This is a genomic window from Photobacterium sp. SP02, assembly GCF_038519165.1.
Classification (GTDB): Bacteria; Pseudomonadota; Gammaproteobacteria; order Enterobacterales; family Vibrionaceae; genus Photobacterium; species Photobacterium halotolerans.
In genome coordinates this window covers 55400-70613 of record NZ_JASJOJ010000012.1, presented here as the reverse complement: position 1 = coordinate 70613, position 15214 = coordinate 55400, and the positions used below count along the sequence as shown (strand labels likewise).

Genomic DNA, 15214 nt, shown 5'->3' with positions numbered 1-15214 from the left:
TAATTAACATCATTTGAACGCATTTTATACAACTCTTCATGCTTTGTAATTTTTCAGTTTTTGCTAATTCACTGCATTTGTTAACCCAAAAGCAACAAATTAAACACTTTATTTAAACCTTCTGCCGGGTTAATACCTCACTTAATCCATATTGGCTCATGATTGAAATAAAGCAATTACTAAGCCAACACTAGCAAAACGTGAATCAACCCTTTATCAAAACGAAAAATAAAATAATAAATACAGTAACTTAAGATCAAATCGGAAATGATGTACTGATGAGAGGCAATAAGAGAAAAGTTGAGATGTGTAATAAAATCGGGCACTTGCACCAATCCGCCCCATATTAAGGCATAAATTCAACAAACGAATTAAGTGCAACGACATGAATAAAGCCAGGCTGTTCTGCTCAGTATTATAAAAATAATGGCAAAAGAACCTGGCTTATTGGCTAATTAACGATGAGAAACAGATTTAAGGACGCTCACCTGCTGCCAATCTGCGATTAATATCAGCAATGACATCGGGCAAGTCAGCAACCGTATCTATCTGATAATGTGCATTACAACCATTAAAGGCTTTCCGTGCTTTTTCTCTCGCAACGGCCAGTTGATGCTCAGACGCGGACAAGTATTCTTTTTCAGTCAATCCAGCTTCATTACCCGACAGTAAAAGCGCGACAGTCCACATACCTGCATTGTGACCTTCTTCAATACCCGGCACTGAGTCATCAATTTTGACGCAAGCGGCCACGTTACCGACACCAAGGGCGATCACATTTTGCAGCGCCATGAACGGACCAGGACGACCGCCCGCAGCAAGATCATCGGTGGCGACCACATAATCCGGCGCGAACCCTTTTTCAGCCGCCGCTGGCAGCAATTCGTTCATCACGACTCTGGGGTAGCCCGAACATGAGCCCAGCTTGATACCCTGCGCACGAAGCCGGGCAACGACCTCTGTGGTACCCGGAATCAAGTCGGCATGCTCTGCAACTTTTGCCACCTGCAACGGCATAAAGGTCTGGTAGATAGTGTCAATGTCTTCTCTGGTCATTGCTCGCCCAAACCGGCTTTCCCAGCGGGCGGCAACATCCGGTAATTCACCCACTGCCTTAATATGATCCCACTTCCCTAACCCCATAGGGACGCGGGCTTCTGCCAGTGAAATGTCAAAATCGTATTCACGTTTGAACGCTTCAACAAAAATGGTGGTTGGCGCGAAGGATCCGAAGTCTACAACCGTTCCCGCCCAGTCAAAAATTACCGCTTCTACTTGTGTATTCATCTTCAGTTTCTCGTTCATTTCGTGGCCCGTCGTTCAGGCTCTGACTCAATGGTTAATTAACACGCTTGCACACAGATTCAATGGCGTCTTCCAGCCAGTCCAAGGCCAGCGCCAGCTCTTCTCTGGCAATAATCAAAGGCGGGCTGAGTTGTAATACATTTCCCTGTGAAACTTTAAAGCTCAGCCCGCGTTCCAGACAGCGGTACATCACCTGCTCTGCCGCATCATAGGCGCGTACTTTTGTTTCCCTGTCTTCAACCAGCTCAATGCCCCACAGCAGACCGATACCGCGAATATCGCCTATGATCGGCAACCGCGCCTTCATGGCCTCCAGCCTCTCTGCCATGTAGCTTGCATCGCGGCGAACTTTCTGCAGTAACTGCTGTTGTTCGATTACCCGGATGGTGGCTAACGCTGCCGCGCAGCCTATCGGGCTCTTCTCGTGGGTATAATGGCCCAGCGAAATCCGGGTCGCCGAGTTGTACTTGTCTTGGGTCAGCATGGCTGCCATTGGCACCACACCGCCGCCCAGCCCTTTGCCGATGCAGAGAATATCCGGCTCAATGCCGAATGCCTGATGGGTGAACCAGTGGCCGCTACGGCCCATACCGTTGGGGATGTCATCGATGATCAGCAGTACATTGTGGCGATCACAAATCTCCCGGACGCGCTGCCAATAGGCCCGGCTGGGCACCTGAACATCGGTATTACGCACCCCTTCTGCGATGAATGCTCCGATCCCGCCCTCTTTTTCAATCACGTATTCCAGATAATCGGCGTAATGCACATCTGAGCCATCGTCACGCGGGAAAGCGCCCCGATAGCGAACGGGCGGCGGGATACGTTCGACACCGGCCATGAGCGGCCCCATACCTTCGCGGAAACAGGCTTCACCCCCCACAGAGATCGCATCCAGCGATGCGCCGTGAAACGCATCCCAGAGTGAAACCACTTTGGAATTGCCTGTGATATAGCGAGCCAGCTTCAGTGCCATGCCCACCACAGATGTGCCTCCCGGTGCGAACAACACACGGCTCAGCTCACCGCCGGCAATGCGGGTCAGTTCGCGGGCGCAGTCGACGGCTGTCTGATGCGTGAAACGCCGGGGGGCGAATGGCAGTTTGGCTAACTGGGTCTGGATGGCAGCCAATATCTCCGGGTGGCCGTAACCCAGCTGATGAACATTATTGCCATGAAAGTCCATATACCGTTTGCCGGCCACATCGGTCAGGTAGATCCCCTCAGCACTTTCAAGGGCATCCAGACAAGGTGTCGACATGGCCTGATGTAAAAAATACTGACTGTCTTCCTCCAGCAGGGTCTGGGTTTGCCTGTCTGAGAGACTCTCTATCCACCGGACACGCGCCGACGATGTATTGGTATCTCCCTCACAAGCCAGCGCACGCTGGCTGAGGTCAGTCTGGCGGGACGTCATGCCTGCTCTCCGGCCGTTTCCGTTTCACTGGCCCAGAACACAGACGCGTTAATGGCCTCCAGCAGGCGCTGAATGTCACCCGGATGCACATCACCTATGTTGCCAATACGGAAACAGTCTGCATCAGAGACTTTGCCCGGATAAATCACAAACCCTTTGCTTTTCAGGCATTCATAGAAACGCTTAAAGTCATATAACGGTGAGTGCGGAGAATGGAAAGACGTAATAATGGGTGAATGAAGCGCTGTATCGAGCAGGCTTTCAAAACCCAACCGTGACATACCAGCCACCAGGGTCTGCTGATTGGTGCGGTAACGCTGAAAGCGCGCTTCAATGCCCCCTTCCTGCTCCAGTTCCGTCAACGCCTGAGCAAACGCCCGCACTGTGTGAGTCGGCGATGTGAAGCGCCATTTGCCATGGTTGTTTTCCATACACAGCCACTGATCATACAGGTCCAGCGACACTGAACGCGCACGTCCGTGGCAGGCTTCCAGTAATGAACGGCGCGCAATCACAAAACCAAATCCAGGTACGCCCTGAATGCACTTGTTCGCTGAGCTGATCAGAAAATCGATGCCCAGTTCACCGATATCCATAGGGATGCCGCCGAAACTCGACATGGCATCCAGGATCATCACTTTGCCGGCTGCTTTTACTGTTTCGCACACCGCTGGCAACGGATTCAGCATGCCTGTGGTTGTTTCACAGTGCACCATAGCCACATGGGTGATGGCGGGATCGGCGGCCAGCAAACGCTCCAGTTCGTTGACGTCAGGCTGGGTCATTTCCCCTAAAGACCAGTTCAGGTGCGGGATATTCAGGCAATTAGCAATCTGTGCAATACGGGCACCGTAAGCACCATTGTTAATCACCAGCAACTTACCCTCTGGGGGAATCACAGAGCCTAAAGTGGCTTCCACAGAGGCGGTACCGCTGCCCTGCATAAGCACGCTGGTGTAGCCGTCGTGCGAGGTGGCCAGAGCGACCAGCTGCTGGCGAATGTGCTGAACCACGCCCACATTGTAGTCATCATCCCAGGTGCACCAGTCTTTCAGCATGGCTTCTCGCACAGTCTGTGTTGTCGTCAGCGGACCAGGAGTAAGCAGTAGATATTGATTGTCGGAGTTTGCCATTTGTTGATCTCTTTGGACTATACCAGATTACGAAATCACTATAGCGATGGCGAACCAATGCTGTAAATGCGCCTGAACCAGTCTTCACAAAAGTTTAATAATGACAAGGTTCGCCGATTTTCAGCACAAACTTGCGCTGAATCACGATCACACAGTCCTCATGAAACTGACATCTGGCAATCATCGAACTGTCATAAATGGCACCTAGCATCTTCCGTGTCGAACCAATCTGGTACATACCACATTTACTTTTTTAGGAAGGACTTATGAAAAAGACATGGCTTGTTGCACCACTGACGGCATTGATGGCACTGAGCAGCACCCAGGCTTTCGCTTCACAGGAACTGACGGTATACACAGCGTTCGAAACGGACATGCTGGCGAAATTCAAAACCGGATTTGAACAAGCAAACCCGGATATCAAGATCAAATGGGTGCGGGATTCCACCGGCATCATGACGGCCAAGCTGCTGGCCGAAAAAGGTAACCCACGTGCGGATGTTGTATGGGGTCTGGCCGGTTCTTCTATGGCACTGCTGAAAGAAGAAGGTGTACTCAAACCTTATCAGCCAAAGGAGCTGAGCAAAATCCACAGCAATCTTATCGACCCGCAAGCCAACCCGGCCTGGTTTGGTAACGATGCCTTCTTTAATGCGGTCTGTTTCAATGAAAAAGTGGCCGAGCAACTGGGTCTGAGCAAGCCGGCCACCTGGGATGACCTGCTCAAACCAGAATACAAAGGCCATATCGCCATGCCAAACCCAGCCTCATCCGGCACAGGTTACATGCAGGTCTCTGCCTGGCTGCAAACCATGGGTGAGCAAAAAGGCTGGGATTATATGACCAGCCTGGATCAGAACATTGCCCATTACACTCACTCAGGTTCCAAGCCTTGCGTTCAGGCCGGTATGGGTGAAGTCGCTATTGGTATCTCGATGGCAATTCGTGGTGCCAAGCTGAAATCTCAGGGTGCCCCTATCGACATTATCCTGCCTGAAGGTGGCGTAGGCTGGGAAGCGGAAGCCGTTGGCCTGGTCAACACCCAGTCTGATGCCGCAAAGCGTCTGGTTGACTGGTCTTTGTCTAAAGATGCCAACCAGCTGTATAACGAGTTCTACCCGGTTGTCGGTCATAAAGACGTGAACAAACCCGTGAAGAACTACCCGAATGTTCAGCAGGCGATGGTGAAAATGGACTTCTCTAAAATGGCGGTCAGCCGTGAAGATGTGCTGAAAACCTGGTCGGATAAATTCGACGCGAAATCTGAACCGCGCTCTTAACCGCAACCCACAGATATTTCCAAGCCAATCTCAAGGCAACCGCTCAGGTTGCCTTTTTCATTGATCGGGCAGAACCGGCTGTCTTCTTATCGTCAAGCTTCTGTCATCGAAGTGTCACTCATTAGGTCTAAATTTGGTATATACCAAATAGAGAAATGACTTTGCTATGGAAACTTACCTGAAAATCTCACAAGTCGGTAAACAGTTTGGTCAGTTTACTGCCCTGAACAACATTTCACTGGATATCAACAAAGGCGAATTTGTCTGTTTTCTTGGCCCTTCCGGCTGCGGAAAAACCACCTTGCTGCGTGCCATAGCCGGACTGGATCTGGCCAGCTCAGGCACAATTGAACAGGCGGGACGTGACATCACCTATCTGCCGCCTGAAAAACGGGACTTTGGTATTGTTTTTCAGTCCTACGCCCTGTTTCCGAATCTGACTGTGTATGAAAACCTGAGCCTTGGATTGCGCAATCAGGGGAAATCTGTGGCAGAAACAGACAGTATCGTCAGCCAGTGGCTGGAAACCATTGCCCTGCCGACCGCAGGTAACAAATACCCGAGCCAGCTATCCGGCGGGCAGCAGCAGCGGGTAGCACTGGCTCGTGCCTTATCATTATCACCAGGATTGTTACTGCTTGATGAACCGCTTTCAGCCCTGGATGCAAAAGTGCGATCTCACCTGCGCGAAGAGATCCGCCGCTTACAACGCAAGCTGGGTATTACCACCATTATGGTGACGCACGATCAGGAAGAAGCGCTCGCGATGGCCGACCGTATCGTGGTCATGAATCACGGCTGTATCGAACAGGTCGGCACGCCACAGGAAATCTATCAGAACCCGAGTTCCCGTTTTGTCGCTGAGTTTGTCGGTCAGATGAATTTCTTACCGGCCTCTGTGGTGAGTGAGCAGCAAATGCGAATCGGTGAAAGCCTGCTGCCGCTTCCGGCCGCTCAATTCCAGCGCGGCGAGCAGGTAGAGCTGGGCCTCAGACCGGAAGATCTGCATTTTCTGCCCGCCGGTGAGAAGAGTGACAGCAGCGTGCTGGTACGGATAGACGATCTGGAGTTTCAGGGCACTTTCATGCGTGCCGACTGCCAGCTCCAGGGCGCGCATCAACTGCCGACGATCAAGGTGGATGTCCCTATCCGGGAGACACGCAACCTTGGCCTGAGCCGTGGCAATTATCTGCAGCTGCACATTGCCGATAAGCATACCCATATCTACCGCCAAAGCCGATAAGCAGGACGCAACCATGACCCAACTGACCCGACCGCTTCCTACGTCAAAGCCTGGTCTTTTACAATCCATCACACGTTTGCGTCATCACTTTTGTCGTGACAACGTCACTCTGGCCGCACTCTTAGTGATATGTAGCGCACTGATGGCGGCTTTTATCGTCGCGCCGCTGCTTGCCATGCTGCAAAAAAGTGTGCATAACGCTGAGGGCGACTTTGTTGGCCTGGCCAATTTTGCCACCTACTTTGCATCGCCAGCCCTGTGGCTGTCATTGCAAAATACCGTGGTAATAGGTGTGGTTGTCACTGTCATTGTCGGCCTGCTGGCTTTTGGCTTTGCCTTTGCCTTAACCCGCAGCTGTATGCCGTTCAAAGGTGTCTTTACCGTCATCGGCTCTGCCCCTATTCTGGCGCCATCGCTGTTACCGGCCATCAGTCTGATCTACCTGTTCGGTAATCAGGGCATCGCCAAAGAGATGCTGTTCGGCCACAGTATTTACGGCCCGATCGGCATCGCAATTGGCCTGGTGTTATGGACCTTCCCTCATGCTTTGATGATCATCAGCACCTCGCTGAAAACATCCGATGCCAGGCTCTACGAAGCCGCGAAAGCCCTCAATACATCCAGCGTGCGCACCTTCTTTCTGGTCACTTTGCCGGGGGCCAAATACGGCCTGATCAGCGCCTTGATCGTGGTATTTACTCTGGTTGTCTGCGACTTTGGTGTTCCTAAAGTCATTGGCGGTCAATACAATGTGTTGGCAACAGACATTTTCAAACAAGTGGTCGGGCAGCAAAACTTCGCCATGGGTGCAGTCACATCCGTCATGCTGTTATTGCCCGCTCTGCTGGCCTTTGCCGGCGATCGCTGGGTACAGAAAAAACAGCAGAACCTGTTCGATGCCCGTTCAGTAGCTTACCAGCCAGAACCCAACCGCCTTCGTGACGGCCTGTGTTTGCTGTTCTGCACAGTGATCTCACTGGCGATTCTGAGTGTCATTGCCATGGCGGTGTACGGCTCTCTGGTCACATTCTGGCCATGGAACACAGCACTGAGCCTGAACAACTACAACTTTGCCGAAGTCAGCACCTATGGCTGGGCTCCGTATTTCAGTTCTCTCAAACTGGCTGCCATGGTCGCACTGGCAGGAACCCTGGTGATTTTTACCTGCGCCTACTGCATTGAAAAAGGACAAAGTTTCGCTCCTTTGCGTCACCTGCTGCAAATGCTGGCGATTTTGCCGATGGCGGTGCCGGGCATGGTATTAGGGCTGGGGTATATCTTTTTCTTCAACCACAGCGACAATCCGCTGTCCTGGATGTACGGCACACTGACCATACTGGTGGTCAATACGGTGACTCACTACTACACAGTCGGCCATATGACGGCAGTGACCGCGCTGAAGCAGTTGCCGGGCGAAATCGAAGCGATCTCTGCCTCGCTCAACATTCCTCAGTTCAAGACATTCTTTAAAGTCACTGTCCCTGTGTGCACCCCAGCCATTTTAGACATTGCGACCTACTTGTTTGTGAATGCGATGACCACCACTTCGGCGATCGTTTTTCTGTATGCCTCAGACACCATGCCAGCTTCCGTGTCTGTCCTGAATATGGATGATGCCGGTCAGACCGGACCTGCTGCCGCAATGGCGGTCATGATCCTGCTGACAGCAGCTGCAGTGAAACTCATGCATCTGGGTGCCAACCGTTTGAGTGATCAATACACCCAAGCCTGGCGTAACCGCTGATGACTCTGTGAAAACAGACTTTATAATAGCTAACCAATTGAACCCTGGTCGGCAACGGGAAGGATAAACGTGCAATATTTAAGAATCATGGAAGCCATCAATGAACAAATTGATGCCGGGCTTCTGGCGGGCGGACATAAACTGCCAGCGGAACGTAAGCTGGCGGAGTCTTTCAACACCACGCGGGTCACGCTGCGTGAGTCGCTGGCCTTGCTCGAAGCCGAAGGTAAGCTGTATCGGGAAGATCGCCGCGGCTGGTTTGTTTCACCGGTCCCCCTCTTGTACGATCCGACCTACACCACGGACTTTCCGGCCATGGCCAAAGCACAGGGCCGCGAAGCACGCTCTGAACTGCTGTCGGCCAAGCGGGTTCCTGCCGGCCGTCGGGCCGCTTCTTTGCTGAAAGTCAAACCCCTGACCGAAGTGTACCGTATCGACCGGCTGCGATTTCTCGACAATCGTCCGGTCGTGGTGGTCACCAACTTTATCTCGCCTGCGCATTTCCCTGATTTGTTCGATCACAATATTATCGACTCGCTCACGACGACATACCGTGAGCAATACGGCGTGTTATATTCCAAAACCCGGTTCCGGGTTCGCTCAACCTCACTGATGGCAGAAACCGCCCATCACCTCAGAGCAACGTCCGGCACACCCGCCATGTTTGTCGAACGGGTAAACTACGACCAGAGCGGCAACCTGATTGACTGCGATTTAGAATACTGGCGCCACGATGCGATTTTAATTGAATCAACGGCGACGATTTAACACCCTGCCCGGCTGCCCGCTACAGGGCAGAGTTCTTCACTGAAAAAACGGCGCCTGCAAAGGCGCCGTTTTGATTTTGCAGACAATCGCGAGAACAATAAATCAGTGAATGATCTGCTGCAGGAAATTTTGTGTCCGGTCAAACTGCGGATTGCTGAAAAACGCCTCCGGTTCATTCTGCTCAATAATTTCACCGGCATCCATAAAGATCACCCTGTCCGCCACTTCGCGGGCAAAGCCCATCTCATGCGTCACGCACAGCATGGTCATACCATCTTGTGCTAACTCAACCATGACATCCAATACCTCGCGCACCATTTCCGGATCAAGCGCAGAGGTCGGCTCATCGAACAACATGATTTGCGGCTCCATGCACAGGGAACGGGCAATCGCGACACGCTGCTGCTGACCACCGGACAACTGGCCCGGAAACTTATGTGCCTGTTCTGCAATCCGTACCCGCTCCAGGTACTTCATGGCCAGGGCTTCGGCTTCTTTCTGCGATTTTTTCTTCACCCACATCTGCGCCAGGGTGCAGTTTTCCAGTACGCTCAGATGGGGAAACAAGTTGAAGTGCTGAAAACACATCCCGACTTCGCGGCGCACCAGTTCGATATTTTTCAGATCGTCTTTCAGCTCTGTCCCGGCGACAACGATGTCACCACGCTGATGTTCTTCCAAATGGTTAATACAGCGAATCATGGTTGATTTACCCGAGCCGGAAGGCCCGCAGATCACAATTTTTTCGCCCTTTTTCACTTCCAGGTTAATGTTTTTCAACACATGGAATTCGCCATACCATTTGTTGACATCTTTCAGACGGATGACAGGTTCTTTGTCTGAACACTGGTTCACTTTTTCAATCATAGACATCCTAACTTCCTTGTAATTGATCAATGCCCGGTATGGAGTTTGTTTTCCAGATAAAGGCTGTAGCGCGACATGCCAAAGCACATCACCCAGAAAATGAAGGCCGCAAATAAATAACTTTCTGTTGAGAATCCGAGCCAGGCCGGATCACTGTTGGCCGACTGAGCAATCCCCAGCACATCGAACATACCGATAATCAGCACCAGGCTGGTATCTTTGAGCAAGGCAATAAAGGTATTAACGATAGACGGAATACTGACTTTCAGCGCCTGAGGTAAAATGACTAAACGCATCATTTTCCAGTAGCCCAAACCCAGCGCCTCTGCCGCTTCGTACTGCCCTTTCGATATCGACTGTAAACCGCCCCTGATCGCTTCTGCCATGTAGGCCGAGTTAAAGAGCACCACACCAATCAGGGCACGCAGTAATTTGTCGATTTCCGTTCCGCCAGAGAGAAACAGAGGCAGCATGACAGATGCCATGAAAAGCACAGTAATTAAGGGGACGCCGCGCCAGAACTCGATATACACAGTACTGATGCTGCGGATAACCGGCATGTTTGAGCGACGCCCGAGCGCCAGCAGAACACCGAAAGGCAGAGAAGCGAGGATGCCTGTCAGCGCGATGATCAAAGTGACCATCAGCCCGCCCCACTGGTGTGTTTCCACCGTTTCCAAACCAACTGTACCGCCGTGCAGCAACATGGCTGACAACACTGGAAATGGGATCAGGGTGATCAGCAACGCCCATTTTTTATAGGGAATACGATCCACCAGCAACCACAGGATTAACCCTGCTGTGACTGCAAAAAACACCATGGGACGCCAGATCTCCGATTCCGGGTAAAAGCCAAACATAAACTGTTCGAACCGCGCCTGAATAAAGACCCAGCACGCGCCTTCCCGGGTACAGGCATCGCGGGTTGAGCCAATGAAATCCGCATCCAGTACGGCCCACTGGAGAATCTGTTCAGCCCAGGTTACCACCAGCCAGAGCAACACCAGTGTGACCACTGTATTGACCGGACCGGCAAACAGGTTTTTGCGTAACCAGCCGCTCACACCCGTTAACTTGGCCGGCGGTGCTTCTGAGGGCGTAAAATCAAATGTTTTCATCATGCTACCTCTGACTACCTTTCCACCAGCGCAATTTTGCGGTTATACATATTCATCATCAGTGACGTCAGCAAACTCAGCGCCAGATACACTGCCATTGTCATCGCAATAATCTCAATGGCCTGCCCTGTCTGGTTTAGCGTCGTGCCGGCAAACACAGACACCAGATCCGGATAGCCGATCGCCATGGCCAGCGAAGAGTTTTTGACCAGATTCAGGTACTGGCTGGTCAAAGGCGGCACGATGACACGCAATGCCTGCGGAATCACAATCAATCTGAGCGTGTGCGAATTTTTCAGCCCCAGAGAGTGCGCGGCTTCCGTCTGACCATGACTGACAGCCATGATCCCTGAACGAACAATTTCAGCGATAAAAGAAGCGGTATAAATGCTCAGTGCCACCAATAAAGCAAACAGCTCAGGCATGACGGAAATACCGCCACGAAAGTTGAATCCTTTCAGCTCGGGATATGCCAGTGACACCGGCTGACCCGACACAAAATACGTCAGCACAGGCAAGATCAGCAGCATGCCAAGCGAATAGCGCCAGGTCGGACGCTGCTCCCCTGTGGCCTGTTGATGCCGGCTGGCCCGGATATGCACTGCCACCCCAGCGATCACACTGATCACAACAGCAGCAAGTACCATCCAGGCGCCTTGCTCATAAACGGGTGCAGGCACATACAGGCCACGCACATTCAGGAACACGGCTTCACCCAATGACAATGATTGTCTTGGCGAAGGTAAAGCGCGCAAAACAACGAAATACCAGAAAAGAATTTGCAGCAATAGCGGCACATTTCGGAATACTTCGATATACACAGCAGCCAGGCGGCTTAACAACCAGTTTTTTGATAAGCGAGCGATGCCAATCACAAAACCCAGCGTTGTTGCCAGCAGGATGCCAAGCATACCGACCAAAGCCGTATTCAATAATCCAACAATAAAAGTCCGGCCATAGCTATAGGTCTCATCATATTCAATGAGCGACATGCCAATGCCAAAGCCAGCGGTTTGATCCAAAAAATCAAAACCGGTTGCGATTCCCCTTTGCGCTAAATTATCCAGTGCATTGCTGACAACGGTATATAAAAACACGCCGATGGCCAGAATAAGCAGCGACTGGAAAAAAACGGCGCGAGCGCCCGGATGATAAATTAAAGATCGGAGGTTCAAGGAAGGTGTTTCAGAAACGGCGGCGTTTTTTTCGCCCGTCGTTCCATTCTCTTTGTCTTTTTCGGTGACAGCATCGAATTCAACTTCACTCAGTGCCATACAACTACCCTGTTAAGCAAATGGATTCTCATCTTTTCATCGTTAATGAAAAGCTGTTCCAATCAGGCGGGGAAATATCCCCGCCACGTATTGAATGTTAACCGGTAATTAACGCACTGGTGGCGCGTACATGATCCCGCCGTCTTTCCAGAGGGCATTAAGACCACGGGCAATTTTCAGTGGCGAGCCTGCACCCACATTTCGCTCAAAGCTGTCGCCATAGTTACCCACTTGCTTGATAACCTGATAAGACCAATCGTCAGCAAGGCTCAGACCGGCACCTTTAGGACCATCCAGACCTAAAATACGGCGTACGTTTGGATCGGTCGATTTCAGTTTGGCATCAACATTGCCCTGATTAATACCGTACTCTTCGGCATTCACCATCACGCTCAGTGTCCACTTCACGATGTTGAACCACTTATCATCACCCTGACGCACAACCGGACCTAAAGGTTCTTTTGAAATCACTTCAGGCAACACAACCGCTGATGATGGGTTGGCCAGTTTGATACGCAGTGAATACAGCTGAGACTGATCTGAGGTCAGCACATCACAGCGCCCTGCTTCGAACCCTTTTACGGTCTGATCTGAAGTATCAAAAACAACGGGCTTAAAGCTCATGTCGTTAGTGCGGAAGTAATCGGCCAGGTTCAGCTCTGTTGTGGTACCGGACTGGATACAAACTGACGCACCATCCAGTTCTTTCGCAGACTTCACTCCTAATTCTTTACTGACCATAAAGCCTTGACCGTCGTAATAGTTCACGCCGACAAAATTCAGACCCAGAGCCGTGTCACGTTGCAGTGTCCAGGTCGTATTACGGGACAGCACATCCACTTCGCCAGATTGCAGCGCGGTAAAACGCTCTTTGGCCGTCAACGGAATATATTGCACTTTGCTGGCATCTTTCAGAACAGCAGATGCGACGGCACGACAGAATTCAACATCAATACCTTCCCAGTTCCCTTTGGCGTCGGTATTTGAAAAACCTGGCAGCCCAGTGCTGACACCGCACTTAAGCACACCGGCTTGTTTGACTTTATCTAATGTTTCAGAGCCTGAAGCCATGTCGGCATGAGCGCTTGCAGAAATACCTGCCAGCATCAGAGATGAAGCAATTAAAGAAGCTGAAAAAAGGTTTCTTTTGTTTTTCATAAAGACTTCCTGTCTGTTGTGTTGACTAACCTGAATGGTTATTTGTGCTGTTTTAATATTTGTAAATCGCCTTCATGTGTTACAGTTGCATATGATGACGATCCCATTCTTTATGCTGTGTTATGCATAAATAACCGCACTAACTCAGCATTTTCATGCGATAGGTAATCCATCGCATCCTTATTTAACATTCTTATAGCATTTGACATGCCAAAACACCGACAAGATCTCATTCAACTTTATTTGGGGTTATTATCTGAACATTTATTTAAAAGGCAGGATAAAAAACCGTAAAAGTAACAAAAGCAAAGATGATAAAAATATTAATAAATTTGATATTTTCAAAGTGCACTTTAATTGTGCATGGACTGCACATTTTGCGTATAAACAAGGATTTTGACTTGCACAATAACGGGGCATCCACTATTGATATTTCACCAAATATGCTCATACATTAACATCATTCCCTTTTTCATTTTTTTCATTACAGCGATCATTAAGCATGATGTAACAGGTGAAACTGAACTGGTCGGGTTCTTTGCATAGTCAAACACAGGCATAATTCATTGTGTTTTTATTTTGACGGATACCTGATCAATGCATTCATCGCCGGTTAATTCTCACTCAGATTATTTAAAATCAGGCAGCTTAATTTTACTCTTTAGCCTGGGTCTGGGCTTCATCGCAGACTATCTGTTTAACCTGACGCTCAGTCAGGCGCTTTCCAGTCATGAATACGGCGATTACAAAGTCGCTTATGCCTTCGCGACTTTAACCAGTGTGATCATCTTATTAGGCGGTGATCGGGTTGCCCCACGGGTGCTGTCCGGTGCTATTGAGAACAAAGACCGCCACTATATCGTCTCTTTTCTGCTTTTTTATGGCGGTATCGCCATGCTGCTTTCTGCCTTGGTCATACTGGCCACTTACTTAGGTGGGGTATTGCATCTGGGGAAAACGGATGTGCTGGGCCATCACCCGCTGATGATCATCACATTTGTCATCCCTCTGATTGCCATTGGCGCTTTGTTTAGCCGTGTACTGCAATCTGCAAAATTGCTGGCAGCTTCTAACCTGCCCTGGCGGATTGCACTGCCTGCAGTTAAAACCTGCCTCTTATTACTGTTAATGTCGGCGATCAGCGAGGTGGAGTATTGGCATGTGATTATGACCGGAGGCTTAACCGTTGCCGCCATCGTGGTCTGGCAATGGCATAAAATCCGTCAATTAGACTTGATCAGTGCTGACCACTCTCGCGCAAATGCCCTTGAAAAACGCAGACTGTTAAGTCTGTCCGTTCCTATGATGCTCGCCATGATGGTGACCATGGCTTTAAATCAAATTGACCTTTTCATGCTGGAACTTCTGGCCGATGAACAAGATGTCGGACACTTTGCGGCTGCGGCCACCACAGCCCACTTATTGCCTGTGGCCCAAGTTACTATTGCTGGTTTATTTCTTCCTCTTATTGGCCCGGCACTTGATGACTGCCCTGACAGCGCCAAAGCTCTGTTCCGGCAGGCACAACGCCTCATTGTTATCGTGACTGTGATACTGACCGCCGCTGTGCTGACTGGAGGGCCATGGTTATTAGCCTTCTTTGGCGATGATTTCACGCAGGCGGCGCTCTCGCTCAATGTGCTGACAGCCGCATACAGTGTCTGGGCCATGAGTGCCTTCGCCTCAACCTGGCTGCAATATAATGGTAAGGGCCGGCAGATCATGGTTATTGGGGTGATCACCCTGCTGACAGACACGCTGGCGAATCTGTGGCTCATTCCTGAATTGGGCATGACGGGAGCGGCTATGGCAACGTGTCTGGCAATGTTTGTTGCCTCGGCTCTGACCTGGTATCAACTGCTCATAATGAATACCGGAAAATCTCCGCTTCAGATCCCGCGTTAAAT

General features: G+C 50.6%; 12 protein-coding genes. 5 read left to right on the top strand and 7 right to left on the bottom strand.

Features of this window, described 5'->3' with window-relative positions:
• Nucleotides 1–474 precede the first annotated feature (474 nt).
• Genes phnX through phnW form a run of 3 tightly spaced genes read right to left on the bottom strand, consistent with a single transcriptional unit; the run spans nucleotide 475 to nucleotide 3855 of the window.
• Entirely contained in the window at nucleotides 475–1287 is an 813-nt protein-coding gene (gene phnX, locus P0Y67_RS07795; RefSeq protein WP_342391428.1) for a phosphonoacetaldehyde hydrolase, read from the bottom strand.
• Nucleotides 1288–1339: 52 nt separating this feature from the next.
• Nucleotides 1340–2722, bottom strand: coding sequence for an aspartate aminotransferase family protein (locus tag P0Y67_RS07790; RefSeq protein ID WP_342391427.1), 1383 nt, complete (start codon nucleotides 2720–2722; stop codon nucleotides 1340–1342).
• Nucleotides 2719–3855, bottom strand: a complete 1137-nt coding sequence (phnW, locus tag P0Y67_RS07785; RefSeq protein ID WP_342391426.1) for a 2-aminoethylphosphonate--pyruvate transaminase — start codon at nucleotides 3853–3855, stop codon at nucleotides 2719–2721. The genes P0Y67_RS07790 and phnW overlap by 4 nt, the downstream gene beginning before the upstream one ends.
• A 266-nt stretch (nucleotides 3856–4121) precedes the next feature.
• On the opposite strand from phnW, the gene P0Y67_RS07780 reads away from it, so the two are divergent.
• The 4 genes from P0Y67_RS07780 (at nucleotide 4122) to phnR (ending at nucleotide 8890) form a co-directional block, all read left to right on the top strand.
• Complete coding sequence (locus tag P0Y67_RS07780; RefSeq protein WP_342391425.1) at nucleotides 4122–5135, top strand: putative 2-aminoethylphosphonate ABC transporter substrate-binding protein; 1014 nt, start codon at nucleotides 4122–4124, stop codon at nucleotides 5133–5135.
• Between the two features lie 166 nt (nucleotides 5136–5301).
• Complete coding sequence (locus P0Y67_RS07775; RefSeq protein ID WP_161443599.1) at nucleotides 5302–6378, top strand: putative 2-aminoethylphosphonate ABC transporter ATP-binding protein; 1077 nt, start codon at nucleotides 5302–5304, stop codon at nucleotides 6376–6378.
• A gap of 13 nt (nucleotides 6379–6391) precedes the next feature.
• Nucleotides 6392–8122 carry a putative 2-aminoethylphosphonate ABC transporter permease subunit gene (locus P0Y67_RS07770; RefSeq protein ID WP_446728813.1) on the top strand — a complete coding sequence of 577 codons (1731 nt, stop codon included), beginning with the start codon at nucleotides 6392–6394 and terminating at the stop codon, nucleotides 8120–8122.
• A 69-nt stretch (nucleotides 8123–8191) separates the two neighbouring features.
• Nucleotides 8192–8890: a phosphonate utilization transcriptional regulator PhnR gene (phnR, locus tag P0Y67_RS07765; protein WP_337113588.1), complete on the top strand. Its 699-nt coding sequence runs from the start codon at nucleotides 8192–8194 to the stop codon at nucleotides 8888–8890.
• Nucleotides 8891–8992: 102 nt separating this feature from the next.
• Here the strand turns inward: phnR and P0Y67_RS07760 are convergent, their stop codons facing one another.
• From P0Y67_RS07760 to P0Y67_RS07745, 4 genes are all read right to left on the bottom strand, one after another.
• On the bottom strand, nucleotides 8993–9757 hold the full coding sequence (locus P0Y67_RS07760; RefSeq protein ID WP_337114517.1) for an amino acid ABC transporter ATP-binding protein: 765 nt from the start codon (nucleotides 9755–9757) through the stop codon (nucleotides 8993–8995).
• A 26-nt stretch (nucleotides 9758–9783) separates the two neighbouring features.
• On the bottom strand, nucleotides 9784–10875 hold the full coding sequence (locus tag P0Y67_RS07755) for an amino acid ABC transporter permease (RefSeq protein WP_342391424.1): 1092 nt from the start codon (nucleotides 10873–10875) through the stop codon (nucleotides 9784–9786).
• 14 nt (nucleotides 10876–10889) lie between these two features.
• Complete coding sequence (locus P0Y67_RS07750; RefSeq protein ID WP_342391423.1) at nucleotides 10890–12149, bottom strand: amino acid ABC transporter permease; 1260 nt, start codon at nucleotides 12147–12149, stop codon at nucleotides 10890–10892.
• Between the two features lie 108 nt (nucleotides 12150–12257).
• Entirely contained in the window at nucleotides 12258–13307 is a 1050-nt protein-coding gene (locus P0Y67_RS07745) for an amino acid ABC transporter substrate-binding protein (protein WP_342391422.1), read from the bottom strand.
• Between the two features lie 597 nt (nucleotides 13308–13904).
• On the opposite strand from P0Y67_RS07745, the gene P0Y67_RS07740 reads away from it, so the two are divergent.
• Entirely contained in the window at nucleotides 13905–15212 is a 1308-nt protein-coding gene (locus P0Y67_RS07740; protein WP_342391421.1) for an oligosaccharide flippase family protein, read from the top strand.
• Nucleotides 15213–15214: the final 2 nt, after the last annotated feature.